This window comes from Candidatus Fukatsuia symbiotica (assembly GCF_003122425.1).
In the GTDB taxonomy this organism is placed as follows: Bacteria; Pseudomonadota; Gammaproteobacteria; order Enterobacterales; family Enterobacteriaceae; genus Fukatsuia; species Fukatsuia symbiotica.
This window is the reverse complement of sequence record NZ_CP021659.1, coordinates 1496672-1517707: the sequence shown is the minus strand read 5'-3', so window position 1 is coordinate 1517707 and position 21036 is coordinate 1496672. Positions and strand designations below refer to the sequence as shown.

General features: G+C 44.5%; 15 protein-coding genes and 4 pseudogenes. 8 read left to right on the top strand and 11 right to left on the bottom strand.

Translation table 11 applies throughout. The features are described from left to right. Positions 1–576: 576 nt before the first annotated feature. The 4 genes and pseudogenes from CCS41_RS07505 to CCS41_RS07490 all read right to left on the bottom strand — a co-directional run. A pseudogene (locus tag CCS41_RS07505) lies at positions 577–2455 on the bottom strand (type I secretion system permease/ATPase); the annotation flags it as partial. Between the two features lie 170 nt (positions 2456–2625). Continuing rightward, positions 2626–2869 (bottom strand): annotated as a pseudogene (locus CCS41_RS17395) (cysteine peptidase family C39 domain-containing protein); the annotation flags it as partial. Position 2870: 1 nt separating this feature from the next. Beyond that, a complete protein-coding gene (locus CCS41_RS07495) occupies positions 2871–4241 on the bottom strand; it encodes an HlyD family type I secretion periplasmic adaptor subunit (RefSeq protein ID WP_072549567.1) in 1371 nt (456 codons plus the stop codon). Continuing rightward, entirely contained in the window at positions 4238–6364 is a 2127-nt protein-coding gene (locus CCS41_RS07490; protein WP_072549568.1) for a peptidase domain-containing ABC transporter, read from the bottom strand. The genes CCS41_RS07495 and CCS41_RS07490 overlap by 4 nt, the downstream gene beginning before the upstream one ends. Positions 6365–6803: 439 nt before the next feature. On the opposite strand from CCS41_RS07490, the gene CCS41_RS07485 reads away from it, so the two are divergent. From CCS41_RS07485 to CCS41_RS07460, 6 genes are all read left to right on the top strand, one after another. Next, positions 6804–7421 carry a hypothetical protein gene (locus tag CCS41_RS07485; protein ID WP_072549569.1) on the top strand — a complete coding sequence of 206 codons (618 nt, stop codon included), beginning with the start codon at positions 6804–6806 and terminating at the stop codon, positions 7419–7421. A gap of 149 nt (positions 7422–7570) precedes the next feature. After that, on the top strand, positions 7571–8152 hold the full coding sequence (gene rsxA, locus CCS41_RS07480) for an electron transport complex subunit RsxA (RefSeq protein WP_072549570.1): 582 nt from the start codon (positions 7571–7573) through the stop codon (positions 8150–8152). Continuing rightward, positions 8152–8820 carry an electron transport complex subunit RsxB gene (rsxB, locus tag CCS41_RS07475; RefSeq protein WP_072549571.1) on the top strand — a complete coding sequence of 223 codons (669 nt, stop codon included), beginning with the start codon at positions 8152–8154 and terminating at the stop codon, positions 8818–8820. Before rsxA ends, rsxB begins: the two co-directional genes overlap by 1 nt. Further along, complete coding sequence (gene rsxC / locus CCS41_RS07470; protein ID WP_072549572.1) at positions 8813–10534, top strand: electron transport complex subunit RsxC; 1722 nt, start codon at positions 8813–8815, stop codon at positions 10532–10534. The genes rsxB and rsxC overlap by 8 nt, the downstream gene beginning before the upstream one ends. A 234-nt stretch (positions 10535–10768) precedes the next feature. Next, positions 10769–11389, top strand: a complete 621-nt coding sequence (locus CCS41_RS07465) for a TIGR04211 family SH3 domain-containing protein (RefSeq protein WP_072549573.1) — start codon at positions 10769–10771, stop codon at positions 11387–11389. A gap of 175 nt (positions 11390–11564) precedes the next feature. Continuing rightward, on the top strand, positions 11565–12815 hold the full coding sequence (locus CCS41_RS07460) for a multifunctional CCA addition/repair protein (RefSeq protein ID WP_072549574.1): 1251 nt from the start codon (positions 11565–11567) through the stop codon (positions 12813–12815). 27 nt (positions 12816–12842) lie between these two features. Here CCS41_RS07460 and CCS41_RS15650 read toward each other — a convergent pair whose 3' ends face one another. The 7 genes and pseudogenes from CCS41_RS15650 to tsaD all read right to left on the bottom strand — a co-directional run bounded on the left by CCS41_RS15650 (position 12843) and on the right by tsaD (position 18362). Further along, entirely contained in the window at positions 12843–13586 is a 744-nt protein-coding gene (locus CCS41_RS15650) for a hypothetical protein (RefSeq protein ID WP_072549575.1), read from the bottom strand. Positions 13587–13877: 291 nt separating this feature from the next. Continuing rightward, on the bottom strand, positions 13878–14252 hold the full coding sequence (gene folB, locus CCS41_RS07445) for a bifunctional dihydroneopterin aldolase/7,8-dihydroneopterin epimerase (RefSeq protein WP_072549576.1): 375 nt from the start codon (positions 14250–14252) through the stop codon (positions 13878–13880). Between the two features lie 15 nt (positions 14253–14267). After that, positions 14268–15080: a hypothetical protein gene (locus tag CCS41_RS07440; RefSeq protein WP_072549577.1), complete on the bottom strand. Its 813-nt coding sequence runs from the start codon at positions 15078–15080 to the stop codon at positions 14268–14270. 56 nt (positions 15081–15136) lie between these two features. Next, positions 15137–15681 (bottom strand): annotated as a pseudogene (locus CCS41_RS15645) (tRNA (adenosine(37)-N6)-threonylcarbamoyltransferase complex transferase subunit TsaD). A 12-nt stretch (positions 15682–15693) separates the two neighbouring features. Then, a pseudogene (locus tag CCS41_RS16610) lies at positions 15694–15900 on the bottom strand (FolB domain-containing protein); the annotation flags it as partial. 27 nt (positions 15901–15927) lie between these two features. Then, positions 15928–17322, bottom strand: a complete 1395-nt coding sequence (locus tag CCS41_RS07425; RefSeq protein ID WP_072549578.1) for a hypothetical protein — start codon at positions 17320–17322, stop codon at positions 15928–15930. Between the two features lie 8 nt (positions 17323–17330). Continuing rightward, positions 17331–18362, bottom strand: a complete 1032-nt coding sequence (gene tsaD, locus CCS41_RS07420; RefSeq protein ID WP_240313901.1) for a tRNA (adenosine(37)-N6)-threonylcarbamoyltransferase complex transferase subunit TsaD — start codon at positions 18360–18362, stop codon at positions 17331–17333. 506 nt (positions 18363–18868) lie between these two features. On the opposite strand from tsaD, the gene rpsU reads away from it, so the two are divergent. Continuing rightward, positions 18869–19084: a 30S ribosomal protein S21 gene (rpsU, locus tag CCS41_RS07415; RefSeq protein ID WP_072549580.1), complete on the top strand. Its 216-nt coding sequence runs from the start codon at positions 18869–18871 to the stop codon at positions 19082–19084. A 130-nt stretch (positions 19085–19214) separates the two neighbouring features. Beyond that, positions 19215–21011, top strand: a complete 1797-nt coding sequence (gene dnaG, locus CCS41_RS07410) for a DNA primase (protein ID WP_072549631.1) — start codon at positions 19215–19217, stop codon at positions 21009–21011. Positions 21012–21036: the final 25 nt, after the last annotated feature.

Here is a 21036-nt window from a genome sequence, read left to right as displayed (position 1 = left end):
ATGATATATCCTTCTTTGCGTTATTAACGTGAAATATATTACTTTAAATATTATTTTTTTACTATCGATAACATTATCATTATTTAAATTTTCCTATGAGTTATCCTTAATGAAGATAAATAACTATGTCAATTATTAATTATCTTCATTTATTCAAGGTGTTTTAATTATTATGCTATTTAATTTAACTTATTATAGCCTATTCCAAATCTTTTTCGCTGTGCTCAGAAGAGGAAAAAATGGGCGCAAAAGCGCAGTGACCCTTTGTATATAACGAAAGGGAGTAAATGAGCATGTTGAGCGCGTTTTTGACGAATTACTTGACCAAAATGTGGCGAGCACAACAGATTTCGAACAGGTTCTTAACACTATTAGACTTCTTGCAAAACCATAGCGAAGGCCGCGAAGTCAAGACACCTGAAGCACCGCGACCGCGTACATGCAATATGAGGATTGCGAGCACCACGTAACGCAAAATTCGCGCCACGCAGTAGGTTTTACAAGAAGTCTAAGAAGTTATCTTTGAGGGCTTCATGGCAGCAAGATTAAAATTATAATGGCGTGTTTGTATATCCCTTAGCCGGTTTGCAGATGCCATAAACGGGCATAATGCCCCTTTCGGGTAACGAGCTCATCATGTGTTCCCTGTTCTTGCACAACACCGTCACGTAACAACAAAATGCGATCACAACCCTGTAAAGTATTTAAACGATGCGCAATACAAATCACCGTTCGATTACGGGTGATCACGGGTAATTGGCGCATAATCGCCGCCTCTGATTCATAATCCAGGGCACTGGTGGCTTCATCCAAAATTAAAATTTGTGGATTAGCCATTAAAGCACGTGCCAAGGCAATACGCTGGCGCTGACCACCGGAAAGCATTCCACCTTTCTCACCGACTTGTGTTTGGTATCCTTGCGGTAACGCGCTAATAAAATCATGTGCACCTGCCTGACGTGCCATCTCTTCAACCAGTTCTAATTCCGCATCAGATATAAGGGCGACACTGACAGATGTTTTCTTGCACCGTGCCAGAAAACAACACACTTTCCTGCAGGACAACACTCATTTTGCGTCGTAGTGATGTCGGATCCGTGATCGCCAGATCCTGGCCATCGACCAAAATTTGCCCATGCTGGGGCGTATACAGCCGTTGCAATAATTTGGTCAAGGTTGATTTACCACAGCCAGAAGGACCCGTAATGCCGATGAATTCTCCACTTTTAACGTCTAGATTAAGATTTTGCAACACTTCAGGGATATCGGGGCGATAGCGAAAACGCACTTGTTTAAAGCAAATACTGCCCGCGCTTTCACAACCCGAAACCAACCCCGCACTGCCCGGTTCACTCGGGCTATCAAGAATGCTACCGATACGTTTGAGCGCAATTTGCGTATGCTGAAAATCTTGCCAAACCTGAGCCAATCGCAATATCGGCTGAGTCACATAACCCGCGAACATATTGAAGGCGACTAATTCACCCGGTGAAAGTTTGCCTTCTAACGTTAACTGCACACCAAACCACAATAACATGGCTGACGTGATCTTGTGGATTAAAGAAATCCCTTGCCCCGCCAAGTTACCCGCTTGTGAAGTACTGAACGCTGAACGCACAAAATTCGCTAAGCATTGTCGCCACTGGCGGTTAAATTGACCTTCAGTGGCGGTGGTTTTAATGGTTTCCAGGCCGCTGACCGCTTCAGTAAGAAAAGAGGTGGCACTCGCGCTGGCTTCGTATTCACGCTCAACCCGTTTACGCAATATACCCCCCACTGAAAACCAAAATAGGAGATAACACACCAACGAGATCAATACGATCCCCGTTAGTGGCACACTGTAGTAAAACATCACCGTGATAAAGGTGCCGACAAAGACTAAATCTAACAACATGGTCAATGCTGAACCTGTCAGAAAGCTGCGAATTTGCTCCATCTCACTGACTCTGGCAATAGTCTGCCCTGTCTGCCTACTGGTAAAATAATTCAGTGGCAAACTCAGTAAATGCCGATAAAGCTTGGTATTCAATTCTGCCCCTACCCGGGTAGAAAGATTCGAAAATAGCCAGCCACGTAAAAAGGTATAACAGGGCTCAGCGATCGCTAATGCCACCATCGCTATCCCTAATACTATCAAGCTATCGATACCACGACTGACCAATACCTTATCAATCACAGTTTCAAACAACATGGGTGTGACTAAAAGTATCGCCTGCAACAATAGCGAGATCAAAACAATATTGCGTAACTGGCGACCATGCTTAACAATCAACGGAATAAACCAACCAAAACCAAAAGCAGGCGCGGTGGCCTGTTTTTCCGCTCGAGCCAATAATATCGCTTCGCCTTGCCACAATTGGTGCAATTCATCACGTGCTATTTGCCGCTGTTCGCCACTAGCAGGAAAATAGACCACGGCGTGCTCATCATTGAGTGTTAACAGCAAATACCATTGTTTTTCTGCATGAGTCTTTTTTTGATCAGCTTGTGCAGCAAGCAAATGACCGAGCTGCCGATTAGGCTCATCGCCGGGTATATGAGCGGCTACCTCACCGATTTTATGGCTGAGTAAATGTGCGAATGAATCGTTAGCGTGCTGATCAGATTGTTCATGGATGGTACTCTCAGCTTGATGGGAAAACATCACAGGTAGCGGCAAGGTGCTGAGTCGATCAAATTTTTGTGTGATCCTGCGAGCGCGTAGCCCAATCCAGGCTGCACAACGACAAATGGCGATATCATCGATTTCATCGATCGGTAATCCCAATCGATGTTGTAACTGAGAGGGTTCAATGGCTAAATCAAAACACGCCGCCGCGCGCGCCAGAGCCTCCAGAGGTTGAATGATTTTTTGTTGATATTCCGCCATATTAACGCTCCCTCAATGCTTCAGACTGATATTGTTGCAACGGGCTTAGCAGGTAATCAATCACTCGTCGCCTACCCGTTTTGATCTCCGCACTGACTGACATTCCCGCTGACAACCGTACGGGTTTTCCATCCACTACCAAGGTGTCAGTGAGTAAACGGACGCGAACTGGAAACACCAATCCCTGTTTAGGATCATCAACCGCATCGCGGGAAACGTGTTTCACTTCCCCCGCCAGAGTGCCGTAACGAGTGTAGGGAAAACTGTCTACCTTGACTTCAACCGGCTGACCAGGCAAAACAAAACCCACATCCTTGTTTAATAGCATGGCATCTAGCTCCAGCTCGTTATTTTCCGGCACCACCACCATCAGTTGTTGAGCCGGCGTCACCACGCCACCCAGGGTATGTACTTCCAGTTGCTGTACCACACCATCCACCGGTGCTTTTAACGTTTGCAAATTTTGCCGTTCAACAATTTTAATTTGCTCTTGAGTCAGCTGACTAATCACCTCACTCGCCTTATTTAAGCGCTCACGGTAATCACGTTTCTTTTCTGCCAGAAAACGTTGTTTACCCTGTATATAACTTTGTTGTTGCGAGAGTAATATCGATTGCTGACCGTCAAGCGCACTCAATTCGGCTTTGGCGTTGAGATACTCTCGTTCTTCTTTCAGCAGTTCTACTTCAGCAATCGCCTGTGTTTTAGCCAGTGTACGATGAGCTTGTAAACGTCTTTCAATATTTTTTAATAGCCTTTGCTGACTGCCGATCTTTTGCTCTACCGCCTGATAATTAGCCTGATTTACCGCCAATTCCACATCTTGACGTTTTAACTCGGCATTCATTTCATCCAGTTCACGTCTTAGCAAAGCAAGCCGCGTCTCGATTAAATGCGGTTCACTGTCTGCCGGCGGTGTAAAATTAGCCAAAGGATCGTCAGTCAGCAACGCAGTTAAACGGGCTCTCTCCAGCCTACGATGCATAAGTTGTTGCTTTATATTACGCACTTCAGCATCAATCCCCACCGGATTCAGTTCAATCAATACCTGCCCTTCATGCACGCGCTCGCCGTCGCGGACATTAATGGCGACCACCACACCTTGTTCTAACGGTTGAACAACTTTGGAATGATCAGCCACAATGACGCGACCTAACGCCGTTGCATGAATATCCAACTTACCTACTATTGACCAGAACAAGACCAATAATAAAAATAAGGCGATAGCCCAAGCGGTACGACGTGCCCAAGGCGCTGCCGGACGTTCAACGATGTCCAAATAAGCAGGCAAAAAATCATATTCATCACGAGTGCGAGCGGCTTGCTGCTGCTTATCACGCCATTTCGCTATCCACTGGGAAATAAATTTCATTTGGCTTCCTCTGCGCTAAAACTAACCTGTTGTTGCCATAAACGGGCGTAACTCCCTTTTAATCGGAGTAATTCGTCATGATGAGCCAGTTCAGTGACCACACCCTGTTCAAGTACCGCAATGCGATGACATTGACGTACAGTAGATAAACGATGTGCGATGGTGATCACGGTTCGGCTGGCGACAATTTTCGCCATATTTTTCTGTATTTTTTCTTGAGATTCATCATCCAATGCACTGGTCGCTTCATCAAATATCAGGATACGTGGATCAGCCAACAACGCACGAGCAATAGCAATGCGTTGGCGTTGTCCACCCGAAAGTGAAGCGCCCCCTTCCGATAAAACCGTGTCATAACCTAAAGGGAGCGCTAAAATGAATTCATCCGCACCTGCCAAACGTGCCGCCTTAACGACATCTTCCAGTGGCGCAGTGGGACAGGAATGAGCGATATTTTCCCTCACCGTACGGTTAAACAGATAACTTTCTTGCATCACCACCCCCACTTGACGCCGTAAAAAACTGGGTGGAAAAGAACTTATCGGGCAACCATCGAGGGTAATACTCCCTTGTTCAGCGCTATATAGCCGTTGTAACAAACGGGCAACGGTACTTTTACCCGATCCAGAAGGCCCCACTAACCCAATATGTTCGCCCGCACGGATATGTAAGGTAAATTGACGTAGCACGAGATCGAGATCGGGTCGATAGCGAAAAAGCACATTTTCTAACCTGATATCACCCTTAACCGGTTCCAGTGGCTGAACATCGCCCACGGCCTGTTCAATAGGTAACGTCAGCATGTCTGCCAACAGTGATAAACCTACTTGAGCACGAATACTTTGCTGCCACAGATCAACCAGTTTGGTCATCGGTAACATCGCCTGCACTAACAGCATATTGAAAGCGATCAACTGTCCAATACTGAGATGAATGTCCATCACCTGATACGCACCCAAGACAATAACCAGCGCGCCTGTGGTTTTTTGTAATAATTGCGCTGTTTGGCTACTAAAATTTTGTAAATTTTGTACTCGAAAGTTTGATTGAGCAAAATCCCGGGTCTGTTGCTCCCAACGGTGCTGCATCCGTGGTTCTAACGCCAGACTTTTCACGGTTTCTACCCCTGAAACCGTTTCCGTTAGAAAGGAGCCATTTTGCGCAGCAAAACCGCAGAGTTCCTCCACCCTCTTTTGCAATGGTTTGGTGGTCAGTGCCGCCAGTAATACAAAGAAGGGAATGGCAGCTAAGGTCACTAGAGTCAGGTAAGGTGAAATCATCCACATCACGACAAAAAGCACCACCGAGAACAGCACATCTACACATAATGTCAACGCCGAACCGGTAATAAACTCACGAATGCTATCTAATTCCCGTACCCGGGCCACAATATTGCCAACATGCCGCTGTTTGAAATAACTCAAAGGTAAACGGACCAAATGATGGAATAATTTACCGCCAAGTTGAATATCAACGCGAGTGGTAGTATGGGCAAATAAATATTCACGCAAACTTTTGAGTACGACTTCAAATATGCCGACCACCACCAGCGTAATCACCAACACATCTAACGTCGCCAAGGCGTTATGCACCAATACCTTATCCATCACCACCTGAAAAAAAAGTGGCGCAATTAACGCCAATAATTGTAATAACAACGATAACAATAATACTTGAATTAACTGATTGCGATGGCGAAGAAAAGCCGGAATAAACCAACGAATATCAAAGCGTGATTGTTTACATAACACACATAATCCACCCCATAAATTGCCTAATTCAGCACGATCTATTATTTGTGGCTGATCGGTATCTGAATATTGTAATAATGCTTGCTCTTCATTTATTCGTGCTAACAATATAAATTTCCCTTCCCGATCGCGAAATGCCATTGGCAAATGTTCCGGCCTTAATTTTTCTAATGGCAGTTTTTGCAACCGAAAGCGGGCGGATAAAGGAGCAGCGAACTGACTTAAATGCTTTTGCAATTGCTTTTGTGAAGCAACAGAATCCGTTTCAATATTATTGTTGCTGCTAAATTCTTCAGTACTAATCGGGTGTAATCCTGCGAGGCGTAATAACCTCGCAGCACAGATCAGCGCGGAAAAAATATGATTGTCCATATCCTATGCTACCTGTTGTCTATTTTAAATAAGTTTGCCGACATTTTCTTCGGGTAAAATGTCATTATTGATGAAGTGATCTTGGGGAAAATCCCATATATACCTAGGATACACTTCTATTCTGTACTATAAAGCAGAATTAAAAAAATGTTTAACCCCGATAAGAAAATTTAATCTCAAAATTAATTTAATTTTCTGTTGAACAGATAACAAAGGGTATTTGTCGATAATATGGCTTGCCATCCATGTTACCTAAGCGAAACTATGTTTAACATTTCGTCTCTTTCCATGTGATCGGGTTTGGGCTTTCGATTTTAACCACTTACTATAAATAATGTTATATATAAGTATTAGCTACTGAATAATATTATTGAATAAAATCCTCGTTATCATTATTATTTATAATGACAAAAAATAAAATTAAAAATAGGGATAAATTATGCTAGTAGAAAAAGCACAAAGTATACCGCATCCTAATAACACGTTACCTGAAAATCCTCCTCCGCATACAGATTCCAGTCCATCTGGAGCAAGCAACACACATTATCTTCCTACTGTTACAGCAGTAAGACTAGATCACCCCAGTACCTTGCCAGAAACATCCAAGGCTATGTGGCACAAGGACAAATACGGTGAGGGCAGTACAGTGGAACTTACGGTAGCTCACCCCAGTGCCTCACAAGAAACATCCAAGGACAAGGTTGGCACAGTCGCACCTGAAATTGTGAAGTTCGTAAGTAAACCATTAATTAACATGGTTGAAGCGGTACGTAAAAATAAGAAAAAGGCTATCACTATCGCGCTCGCTATACCTGTGGCTTTTGCCATAAACCCGATTTTAGGCGCGGTTGTCGTTTCCTGTGCAGTTGGTTTCTTTCTGGCAAAACCGGCAAAAATATTTTTGGTAATCGGTGTCTCTTGGATAGCAGATAAACTACAGCTAAAAGCGGCGAGCGCTTGGGCAAGCGACACACTAAAAGCAATAGGAGCTGGGGGACTCAAAACGCTATCATCGATAGCCATGCTGATTAGTAACGCTATCCTCAAAAGGAAATAAAACCATGGTCCTGAAAAATAAAAAATAGATCCCTCTAACGAGGTCTCATGCGGTAAGGCAATCAATTCATTTGTTGTCGTCAAGTCAGCGATCCTGGATAATAGATAGCCTAATTTTTTAGGCGCTACTTTTTCCAGGCGTGACAGAGAATGAAAGAATACTTACTCCTTTTTATTGGTACCGTTTTGGTAAATAATTTCGTACTGGTCAAGTTCCTTGGCCTGTGCCCATTCATGGGAGTTTCCAAAAAACTGGAGACAGCCATTGGTATGGGGTTAGCTACCACTTTTGTGTTAACACTGGCGTCGATTTGTTCCTGGATGGTAAACAGCTTTATCCTGTTGCCTTTGGGTCTGGTGTATTTGCGTACACTGACTTTTATTCTGGTTATTGCCGTGGTGGTGCAATTCACTGAGCTGATGGTACGTAAAACCAGCCCCGTGTTGTATCGACTACTGGGGATATTTTTACCCTTGATCACCACCAATTGTGCTGTACTGGGTGTCGCTTTACTGAATATCAATCAATCCCATAATTTCCTGCAGTCTGCAGTTTACGGTTTCAGTGCTGCCGTCGGCTTTTCTTTGGTAATGGTACTCTTTGCGGCCATCCGTGAAAGACTGGCACTCGCCGATGTCCCGTTGCCCTTTCGAGGCCCGCCCATCGCATTAATCACCGCCGGATTGATGTCGTTGGCATTTGTGGGCTTTACGGGCTTGGTGAAATTTTGATGTCGTCGTTATGGCTTGCTATTGCCGCTTTAAGCGTATTGGCGCTGCTCTGTGGGGGCATTCTGGGATTCGCTGCGCGGCGCTTTCAAGTAAAGCAAGATCCTATTATTGAGCAGGTTGATAAACTTCTGCCACAAAGCCAGTGTGGTCAATGTAGCTACCCGGGTTGTCGTCCTTATGCTGAAGCGGTAGCAAATAACGGTGAAAAAATTAACAAATGCGCCCCCGGCGGCGAACAGGTGATGCTGAAACTGGCAGCGTTGCTAGGTGTAGAACCACAACCGCTTGATGGTGATGAAAGCGTGACTCATCCGCCACGTAAAGTCGCTTTTATTGATGAAAGCAATTGCATCGGCTGTACAAAATGCATTCAAGCTTGCCCCGTTGATGCTATCGTTGGGGCCACTCGCGCCATGCATACCGTACTAACCGATTTTTGTACCGGTTGTGATCTCTGTGTTGCCCCCTGCCCCACCGATTGTATTGAAATGAGGCCCGTTATCACCACTACCGCTAATTGGAAGTGGGATCTGACTCGTATCCCGGTAAAAACAGTCCCTATAGAAACTCACTCTACAAAAACCAGCCTTATAGAAACGGCTCCAATAAAAAACAAGCCATCTCATCCCATTGCAGTAAAAATAATAGATACGGAGCAACATGTTTAAGCTATTTGGGGCTCACAATAATAAAGATAAAGTCTGGAATTTCACCGGAGGGATCCCTCTCCCTGATATGAAATTACAATCGAGTACAGTGCCGATACGCACCGCTTCCTTACCGGAACACTTTATTGTTCCCCTGCGACAACATGCAGGATCGCCAGCTGAGATCCGGGTCAATGTAGGTCAATCAGTACTAAAAGGGCAACCATTAACAGCAATTCATGATGATAATTTGCCGGTTCATTCGCCTACATCGGGTATCATCAGCACCATCGGAGCACACATCATCGCCCATCCTTCTGGCTTAGCTGAGCAATGTGTACAAATTACTGCTGATGGCAAGGATACCTGGTATCAGCGTTATCCGCAGATCGATTATCAACAGCTCAGCGCTCAACAATTACTGGAACGTATTCACCACGCAGGCATTGCCGGGCTAGGTGGTGCCGGTTTTCCTTCTGCCACTAAACTCACCAGTGCGCTAGAAAATAACCACACTCTCATTATCAATGCAGCCGAATGTGAACCCTATATTACTGCTGATGATCGCCTAATACAGGAACATGCTGATGAGATTGTCGTCGGCATTCGCATTCTGCTGCACATATTGCAACCGATGCAGGTGCTGATTGGCATTGAAGATAATAAAGTTGCCGCCATTGCGGCGCTCAAACAGGCATTGAGCAAAGAAGAAGCAACTCAGTTACAGTCTATGCAGCTACAGACCGGGAAGCTACAAACGGCACAACCACCTATGACACAACCGCAAAATATACAGCTGCGGGTAATACCCACTAAATATCCTTCTGGTGGAGCAAAACAATTAACCAAAATTCTCACTGGGATGGAGATCCCTCGTGGCAAACACTCGTCTTCTATTGGTGTATTGATGCAAAATATCGCGACTGTGGTTGCCATAAAACGAGCCATTATTGATGGCGAACCGTTGATCGAACGGGTGGTCACTTTAACCGGTGATGCCTTAACCAGCCCGGGGAATTTTTGGGTGCGGCTCGGTACACCGGTACGCCACTTACTGGCACAAGCAGGCTTTCAAGCGCAGCCTAGGCCAATACTGATTATGGGAGGGCCATTGATGGGGTTTACACTGCCGAGCCAAGATGTCCCGATTGTTAAAATCAGTAATTGCATTTTAGCACCTGACACCACCGAAATCGCACTCTCCGAACCAGAGCAACCCTGTATCCGTTGTGGGATTTGTGTCGATGCCTGTCCAGCCGGACTACTACCGCAGCAACTTTATTGGTTCAGTCGCGGCGCAGAACACGAAAAAGCCCGTGATCATAATTTGTTTGACTGCATCGAATGCGGTGCCTGTGCTTATGTCTGCCCGAGTCATATTCCATTAGTGCAATATTACCGACAGGAAAAAGCAGAGATACAGGCATTGGATCAGGAAATGAGTCGTGCAGCCGCCGCTAAAACACGGTTTGAAGCGAAAAAGACGCGTCTGGATCGAGAGAAACAAGCACGTGCACAGCGTCAACCCGCAACGAAAGCAACGGTTGTTACCACACAATCACCACCATTAGTAGCTAACAGCCTCCTCATCGGTACAGCCGCAACACCTCAAACATCAGTCGAACCGAAGACAGAAAACACCACAGAACAGGCAGATGTACGCCAAGCCACGATTGCCGCGGCGATTGCTAGAGTAAAAGCTAAAAAGGCAGTACAAATTCTTAAATCGGATTAATGATAGAGCTGCTTTATTCATTGCATCAACACACTTAAGCCTCTACTATCGTTTTGTACATTAGACTTCTTGCAAAATCGTTGTTCGTTAATTCAAAAGGCCACCTGGCACGCGGCAAGCGCTGTGGTACGCGCAGTATATGAGGATTGCGAGCGCTGCCCAACGCAGAATTCGCACCACCTAATAGGTTTTGCAAAAGTCTATTTTATAAATCCACTAATAGATGATGATACCATGCAGAAATTATCCCTGATTTGTTTCGCTATGCTGATGTTAGGTCTTTCTTGGGGAGCAACAGCGGAAGAAAAGCGTTATATTTCCGATTCACTCATTACCTATGTCCATAGCGGCCCTGGTAGCCAATATCGTATCATTGGCTCCCTGAATGCCGGTGATGAAGTCACGCTACTCGATGTTAATCACGATGAGAATTATGGTCAAATTCGCGACTCGAAAGGCCGTATTGTCTGGCTCCCTCTCGATCAACTTAGCCCATTGCCTAGCTTACGCGTTAAACTTCCTGAGCTGGAACAAAAAGTAAGCAGCCTAACCGAGCAACTACATAATATCGATGAAAGCTGGAATCAACGTACCGCAGAAATGCAACAGAAAGTGGCATCCAGTGACGATATCATCGATGAATTAAAACATGAAAATGAAGTCCTGCAACATCAACTCGTGGTGGCACAAAAAAAAGTGAATGCTGTCAATCAACAACAAGATGACAAACAACGAGCTGTTATTTTGCAATGGTTTATGTACGGCGGTGGCGTGGCCGGCAGCGGCTTAATGTTAGGTTTATTACTGCCACATCTCATCCCCAGTCGTAAACAAAAGAATCGCTGGATGAATTAAATTTCCTGTTAGAGCCTGTTCCAAATCTTTTTCACTGTGCTCAGAAGAGGAAAAAATGGGCGAAAAAACGCAGTTTATTCTTTGTATACAACAAAGAAATGAGCATGTTGAGCGTGTTTTTGACGAAGTCTCAACGAGCACAAGAGATTTCGAATAGCTTCTAAGGAGTATAATTATGAATATATACCTGGTCGGTGGTGCTGTTCGTGACAGTTTGTTAAACCTGCCAATCAGTGAACGAGATTGGGTGGTCGTCAATGCAACCCCCGAAAAATTACTTTCTTTAGGCTATCAACAAATAGGCAGAGACTTCCCCGTTTTTCTCCATCCCATTACTCGAGAAGAATACGCCTTAGCACGTACGGAACGTAAGTCCGGTCACGGCTACACGGGTTTTACCTGTTACGCGGCACCGGACGTCACACTAGAAGAAGATTTACGCCGACGGGATCTCACGATCAACGCGATGGCACGCAATGATGAGGACAACGAATTAATCGATCCCTATCAAGGTGAAAAAGATCTCGCCAACCGCGTGTTACGTCATGTTTCTGACGCTTTTACTGAAGATCCGCTGCGTGTGCTGCGAATAGCGCGCTTCGCCGCGCGCTTTGCACATTTGGGTTTTACCATTGCCTCAGAAACCTTCACGCTAATGACAAAAATGGTCAACGACGGTGAGCTATCCGATCTGGTCGCAGAGCGGGTTTGGCAAGAAACCGAAAAAGCATTGCTCAGCCAAAGCCCACATAAGTATTTTCAAGTATTGCGTGATTGCGGGGCGCTGGCCGTGTTGTTTCCTGAAATCGACGCACTATTTGGCGTACCCGCCCCCGCCAAATGGCACCCTGAAATTGATACCGGCGTCCATACACTGATGACACTGGCCATCGCCGCCTGCTTGAGCACACAAATAGAAGTGCGTTTCTCGGCACTCTGTCACGACCTTGGTAAGGGGCTAACGGCTAAAGAGCTTTGGCCTCGTCACCACGGTCATGGTTCGGCAGGGGTAAAGTTGGTCGAGCAATTATGCCAACGTTTAAAAGTACCTGCTTCAATACGTGAGCTAGCCAAGTTAGCAGCGGAATATCATGATCTGATTCATACAGTCAATAAATTACGACCCGAAACCTTACTGAAATTGTTCGATGCCATCGATGCCTGGCGTAAACCACATCGTTTGGAGCAAATGATTTTAATCAGTGAAGCCGACGCACGCGGCCGTACTGGGTTTGAAGACAACCTCTACCCACAGGGCGACTACTTGCGCAACGCTTTTCGCATAGCCGAGGCAATACCGGTACAAGCAGTGATCGCCAGTGGTTTACAAGGCAGCGCTATTGCGGATGAACTGAAACATCGCCGCCAACTGGCCTTAGCCCAATGGAAAAAAGACAAAAAACCATTTTCACATCAGTTAGCATAATTTTGGTACTGTTGAGAGAGAGGCAGATCAGAGTCCAAACAAGCGGACAATATGTTCTTTGAATATCAGTCCAAGTGCAGCAGCGACAATAAACCATTGCATACGATCGAATTTAGATTCAAGCTTATCAAAACGCTTATCCGTTTGATCGAAGCGTTTATCAATTTGCTCAAAACGTTTATCAACCTGTTCAAAGCGTACATCCATATCCTTACGAACACTTTCTATCTGAGCATCAGTCCTCTCGGACAATGTCTGTATATCTTTACGGACTTCCGTTATCTCAGCAGACAGATCTTTACGGACTTCCACTATCTCAGCAGACAGATCTTTACGGACTTCCACTATCTCAGCAGAAAGATCTTTACGGGCTTCCGCTATCTCAGCAGACAGATCTTTACGGGCTTCCGCTATCTCAGCAGACAGATCTTTACGGACTTCCACTATCTCAGCAGACAGATCTTTACGAACCAACACCATTTCAATAGACAAGTCTTTACGAACTGACGCGAGCTCAGCAGATAAATCTTTATAAACCAGCTCTATTTTGGCGTCGATTTTTTCAGACTGTGCCACTATATTTTTACGAACTTCAACAATCTCACCCGATAAGTCCTTACTTATTTCATCAAGATCACGCTTGGTCACAACATCTACAGCTTCATGAGATTGACGAACAACGAGGGAAATTGCTCGAGCCTGCTTTATAGACAGACCCGCCGTTTCAAGTGTTTCTACAAATTCTTGTGTATCAAAGGCTACCAATGCCATTTACGCACTCTCCTTTCTTTAGGCACGTATTTTCATTAGATTTCTTGCAAAACCGCAATGATCTCTCCGTCGTATATACCCAATGAATTTCGAGTTACGGCAAGGCGGCAATCAATCGAATCCAGGTAGTACATGACTGGGATGAGTGGGAGCAGCCAACACCGCCGTAACTTGAAAGGCGAAGGGTATACAACCCTCGTCGGATGATTCAAAAACTAACACGGGGTATGACGTTAAATCATACCCCGTTGGTAACCATACACAACGCTTCACGCTCAAAAAAGATGTCTTTTATGTATTCATCTCAATATTCGAGCACGATCGGCGTTCAATAATCACCCCGACATGCTTAGCCTGCGGCACTGCGTTTGATTTGCTAACTTTTATCCGTACCCAAGATGAGGGAAAACGCGTTAATAACAACTCAGCAACCTCCTCCGCGACCCGTTCTACCAGTGCAAAACTATTTTTTTCTACGTGTTGCAGAACAGCCTCACTGATCTCCGCGTAATTCAAACAATCTTTAACATCATCACTGGCGGCAGCTTTACGGTTATCCGAGCCTATTTCGATGTCAAAAATTAATTTCTGGCGAATGCGTTGTTCCCAGTCATAAACACCAATGGTGGTCATGACACAGAGTTGTTCAATAAATACGATATCCATTGGGGTATTCTCTGTTTACCAAAGATCCTTAGAGAAGTAGCTACGACTTGCCGGCTCCTCGTAAGAAGTTCCTTCCGATTTCTCACACTTTTTTATAAATTCGTTTAATGTATTAACATTGCAGTCGCTAATTTGCTTCCTTTTCTCAGAATCAAGCAGATTACGAAGACTATATACTAGCGTAGCACGCAGAAGATCAGTGGGATCAAACCCAGCAATATACGTCATAACACACTTGAGTTCTTCTGCAAACCTGGCCCGTTCGCTCCTGGATATCATAACCTCAATCAAAGCTTTTGTATCAGTAACACTCTTGAGAGGCCTGATTACATACCGCTTCGTCTCATTTTCATTGGTAACAAATTTTTGAGTACCGCTCGTTCCTGCACCTGAATGTAGGAATTGCCGCGGCGGAGTGTCCTCTAGTTTATGTTCTTCTCCAGTGCTTGCAACTACCTCAGGAGCTAGACATCTCTTAAAAATTGTTTTCTGAGATTCTTCAAATGTTGGAGCATATATAGTTAACACACGTCCACTCCAATACTTGTACGTCACGAAATTCTGTTTAAACCCATCTGGAACTAATTCTTTCAAGCGGTTAAACGCAGACATTACCTCTTCGTTTGTTGCCGTTTCGTTCATCAAAATCTTGACTTGCTGTTTGGCATCATTTAGGGCGCTAGAGAAATTTAAAAAATCTAGAATGGCCTCCAAAAAACGACGAAGGCAATTTGAGTCTTTAGACTCTGCAAAATAAACTGTTTTGTCATAAACAACCCCCTTTATAAGCACCGGCATGTCACTTTGTCTTACTAGTATATTACCCATAAAACTTAACCTCAAAAAAACATGTGATATTCATTCACTAAACGGTAATGCCTTAATTAATGAGCTAATTCCGACAACGGCCACCTCGGTCTTACAGCAATGCTAAGATCACTCTCTGTACCCACATTCATTTTCAACCGAACCCACCCCGCGGAGGCAATCATCGCACCATTATCCGTACAAAACTCCGGCCTGGCGTAAAATACCTCGCTACCACGTTTATGCATCATTTCAGCTAACTTCAATCGAAGTGTTCGATTGGCGCTCACCCCCCGGCAATCACCAGACGAGTTAAGCCGCTTTGATCGAGCGCCCGCTGGCATTTTATCGCTAGCGTATCGATGACCACATCTTCGAATGCACGCGCAATGTCAGCACGGGTTTGATCGTCGTTATTATTAGTGTGAATAGTATTAGCTGCAAATGTTTTTAAACCGGAAAAACTGAAATCAAGACCGGGACGATCGGTCATAGATCGTGGAAAAATAAAACGTTTCGCGTTTCCTCGCTCGGCGAGACGCGATAGCATGGCACCACCGGGATAATCCAAATTTAATAATTTTGCGGTTTTATCGAAAGCCCCTCTGGCAGCACCATCCACGGATTCGCCCAAAAAACGGTTCTTTTCTACATATTGCACAACAGCCTCACTGATCTCCGCGTAATTCAAGCAATCTTTAACATCATCACTGGCGGCAGCTTTACGGTTATCCGAACCCATTTCGATGTCAAAAATTAATTTCTAGCGAATGCGTTGTTCTCAGTCATAAACACCAATGGTGGTCATGACACAGAGTTGTTCAATAAATATGATATCCATTGGGGTATTCTCTGTTTACCCAGTCGCTTAGGACTGGTCCTCCCAACTGAACGCTGCAGTTTGCTCATATTTGGAGAACTTCTCTAAAAATTCCTTAAATAGGTTATCTTGTTCTGTTGTAGTTACAGAATTATTCAGTCTACATATCTTTTTTATATGTTCTCTCATCTTTTTTACAGTAGAATCATCAGGAGTTCTACCATTTTCTTTTCCATTATTTACAAGCTTTACAAAAACCTCAAAAAATTTTACAAATACATAACCGCATTCACTACTATGGTCGACGAATACCTTATCACCTAGCCCATTAATAAAACTATCATTCTTAAAAAAACATGTACGGGTAGAATCTCTCAGGCATTTTACTAATGTTTCGGTGCCACATTTTTTGAACAAGCGGGATATAACATCTACGAATGATGACACACCTTTTTGCATAAGACATTCCATGATCCGTTCGAATGCCCCAGATTTTTTGTTTTTCAAGAAAAATTGCGTGAATTCTCCGGATAAGCTTAATTTTCCTTTTTCGATAGCCTTTAGCGTACATTTTTCTAATACGTCAAATATTATTTTGATTTTTTCTCCGTCTGTAAACGTATTATTTCCTTCGATAAGCCAATTGAATGCCGAACGTACTGCTTCATCATTTTTTCCGTGCTTATGCTCAATGTTTTCGAGCATGATTTTTTCAAATAGAGTATCTTGTTTTTGATCAACAAGGTGTTTCATAGTTTCAGAAAATACCGTATATTTTTCATATTCTAGACTCTTTAAGACAAGTACGTTGCATACCCCAATATTACATTCTTTACCGAGAAGAGATTTAATAACTTGGCAAGTTTTTACAAGATCATCATTCTTTAAAGAGTATAATATATATTCTTCAGCTAATTTTATTTTTTCTTCTACTGAAATACATGTAATATATTCTCCTAATAAGTCAGGGGAATCTTCCTTGAAAAGGTTTTCTCTAAATTTTGACTTATTGAATGAACTAGATTCGCTGTAATTTGAAAAGCTTATAGTCTGTTTAACTGAATCTGCGTTATCTTTTGTTTCTATCGATAGGTCAAAACTATTTAATCCAGCACTCTTCTCTATCTTGAAAATCTCTATCTTGAAAAAGCTTCGCCTCCCTTCTGGAGCTAGGCTTTTTAAACTGAGAAAAGCATGTATTTTTTCAGTTGTCGATGTAGCATGCAAGAAGGTTCGGAGATGCTTATAAGCATCTGCACGGTGAGTATCAAAAAACCAATCCTTTATTTTTTCCCATATACCCATAGTGACAGACTCGTCATTTTTTATTTTCTCTACTACATCACTTGAGATTACTTTCTCGCCACCCCACCGGCTACTTAAATATACTTCCATAAGATTTAATCTCTCTAAAATACACCATTTAATTACATACAGCATCATGATTCTGATTACAATACAGATAATTCCGACAACGGCCACCTCGGTCTTACAGCAATGCTAAGATCATTCTCTGTACCCGCATTCATTTTCAACCGAACCCACCCCGCGTAGGCAATCATCGCACCATTATCCGTACAAAACTCCGGCCTGGCGTAAAATACCTCGCCACCGCGTTGATGCATCATTTCAGCTAACTTCAATCGAAGTGTTCGATTGGCGCTCACCCCCCCGGCAATCACCAAACGAGTCAAGCCGCTTTGATCGAGCGCCCGCTGGCATTTTATCGCTAGCGTATCGATGACCGCATCTTCAAATGCACGCGCAATGTCAGCACGGGTTTGATCGTCGTTATTATTAGTGTGAATAGTATTAGCTGCAAATGTTTTTAAACCGGAAAAACTGAAGTCAAGACCGGGACGATCGGTCATAGGTCGTGGAAAGATAAAACGTTTCGCGTTTCCCTGCTCGGCGAGACGCGATAGCATGGCACCACCGGGATAATCCAAATCTAATAATTTTGCGGTTTTATCGAAAGCCTCTCCGGCAGCATCATCCACAGATTCGCCCAAAAGTTGATATTCACCGATAGCCGTTACGCTGATAAGTTGGGTATGCCCCCCTGAAACCAGTAACGCAATAAAAGGAAAAGATGGCGCGGGGTTTTCCAGCATCGGAGAAAGTAAATGACCTTCCATATGATGCACCGGCACCGCGGGGACTTGCCAGGCAAAAGCTAACGCGCGACCCACGGTCGCCCCCACTAATAATGCGCCCACCAGCCCAGGCCCCGCAGTATAAGCAACAGCATCAATATCTTTTCCACTGAGCTTGGCCTCCTGTAGCGCTGCCTGGATGAGTGGCACCGTTTTTCGTACATGATCACGGGAAGCCAATTCAGGAACAACGCCACCGTAATCAGCATGTAATTTTACTTGACTATATAATTGATTAGCTAACAGACCTTTTTCACCGTCATACACGGCAATACCTGTTTCATCACAGGAGGTCTCTATACCCAAAACGCGCTTTATTTTTTCCATCATTCCTAACTCTATTAAATTTCTTGCAAAACCGTAGTAAGTGCTGCGAAATCAAGGCACCTGGCGCGCAACAACCCAGTGTACATGCGAGTACAGGAGGATTACGAGCACCAGGTAACGCAGAATTTGCAGTACGTCGCTTGCAGCACACAGGAAGTTTTGCAAGAAGTCTATACCCAATGAATTTCGAGTTACGGCAAGGCGGCAATCAATCGAATCCAGGTGGTACATGACTGGGATGAGTGCGAGCAGCCAACACCGCCGTAACTTGAAAGGCGAAGGGTATATTGCCTAACCCACTTGCATTCCAAGAACAGGATACTCACAATGCTCCTGTCCGCAGTTTATCACAGGCTGATTTGTCTATAGTCGTCTTCATTTTAGTACGGACGTCTACGGTGGTGCTTTACAAAAGCGCTTCCAATGCAGTAAGATCGCGCACTATTTTTGAAAGATGCTGGTCTCTGTGATCAGCCGCAAATCGATTTTACTGAGGATCGCGGTACATGCCGGTAATTAAAGTACGTGAAAATGAGCCCTTCGACGTGGCTCTTCGCCGTTTCAAGCGTTCTTGCGAAAAAGCAGGGGTTTTGTCTGAGGTTCGTCGTCGTGAGTTCTATGAAAAACCCACTACCGAAAGGAAACGAGCTAAAGCTTCTGCAACAAAGCGTAAAATGAAGCAAGTTGCTCGTGAGGCCACGCGCCGTACTCGTCTATATTGATTTTTAAGGGCAAAAAATCTCACCATTTGATTATTCTTTACCCGTTTTCGTTGCATAAGAAAGGCGGCCGTGCTTTCCGAGAGGGATGTACGGCTTGTTCTCGTTTGGTAAACTGGCGAACAAAGGCATTATGGTTGGACGCATTCCACGTGTATTTATCAATGAGTTGCTGGCCCGTACCGATATCGTCGATCTGATCGAGGTTCGGGTAAAGCTGAAGAAACAGGGCAAAAATTATCTCGCGTGTTGCCCATTCCACCATGAGAAAACACCTTCGTTCACCGTCAATAGCGACAAACAGTTTTATCATTGCTTCGGCTGTGGTGCTCACGGTAATGCGATAGATTTTCTCATGCATTATGATCGCCTGCAATTTGTCGAAAGCATTGAGGAATTAGCCACTATCAACGGGGTGGCTGTGCTTTACGAAGATGGAACCGCTGCTAACCACATCGAGCACCAGCAACGACAAAATATTTATCCATTGATGGAACAAATAGGCGAGTTTTATCAGCAATCACTCAATAGCCCGTCAGCACGCTCTGCTTGCCACTATCTTGAGCAACGCGGATTGAGTAAAGAGGTTATCCAGCACTTTGCTATTGGTTTCTCTCCTGTGGGCTGGGATAACCTGGTAAAACGTTTTGGCAACAACAGGGAAAACCGTGCAACACTGAACAAAACCGGCATGTTGGTGACTAATGATACGGGGCGTAGTCACGCAGAACAGGGTGACACAGGACACAGCTACGACAGGTTTCGTGAACGTATTATGTTCCCGATCCGCGATAAACGCGGTCGTATCATCGCTTTTGGTGGTCGTGTTCTTGGCGATGGTATGCCTAAGTATCTAAATTCACCTGAAACAGAGATTTTTCATAAAGGTCGCCAACTCTACGGCTTGTATGAAGCACAGGTCAAACAACCTAATCCGGCACGCTTATTAGTCGTTGAAGGATATATGGATGTGGTGGCTTTGGCGCAGTTTGGTATTAATTATGTGGTCGCATCACTTGGAACGGCAACCACTGCGGAACATATCCAGTTATTATTTCGCACCACAGACAATGTCATTTGCTGTTATGACGGTGATAAAGCCGGAAGGGATGCCGCTTGGCGAGCATTGGAAACAGCGCTTCCCTATCTAAATGATGGACGTCAGCTACGCTTTATGTTTTTGCCCGAAGGTGAAGATCCCGACACCCTGGTGCGTAAAGAAGGAAAAGCGGCCTTTGAACAACGTATGGAACAGGCGCTACCGCTCTCTCAGTTCCTGTTTGAAACACTGATACTACAGGTCGATCTGAGCAGCCCTGATGGGCGTGCTAAACTGAGCGCCTTAGCGCTACCATTAATTGCTCAGGTGCCAGGTGAAACGTTACGACTCTACCTACGCCAGCAATTAGGTAATAAATTGGGTATTCTGGATGATCATCTTTTAGATAAGCTGATGCCTAAGCGTGCTAAAAATGTTAATGGCTACCCACGGCCGCAGCTAAAACCAACAACCATGCGTATACTTATTGCATTGCTGGTGCAATATCCACATCTGGCGACACTGGTGCCCTCGTTACAAGGAATAAAACAAGCGAAATTAGCCGGTTTGTCCTTGTTTATCGAGTTGGTGGAAACCTGTCTTGCCCAGCCGGGTTTGAATACCGGTCAACTGCTGGAGCAATATCGTGGTGATAAATTTAGCAAGCAGCTTGAAAAATTAGCAACTTGGAACACCATAGAGGTAGAAGAGATCGTCGAAATAACCTTTCGAGATGCGTTGAACCATCTTTTTGATTCAGCACTGGAAGAACGATTAGATATTTTAATTGCCCGCGCCCGGACGACATATGGCTTAAATGCTGAAGAACGTGAAGAGGTTCGTCTGATCAATGAGGCGCGAGGAAAAAAAATGAAATATATAACGGCTTAATTGCCGATAAATGCGAGGATGTTCC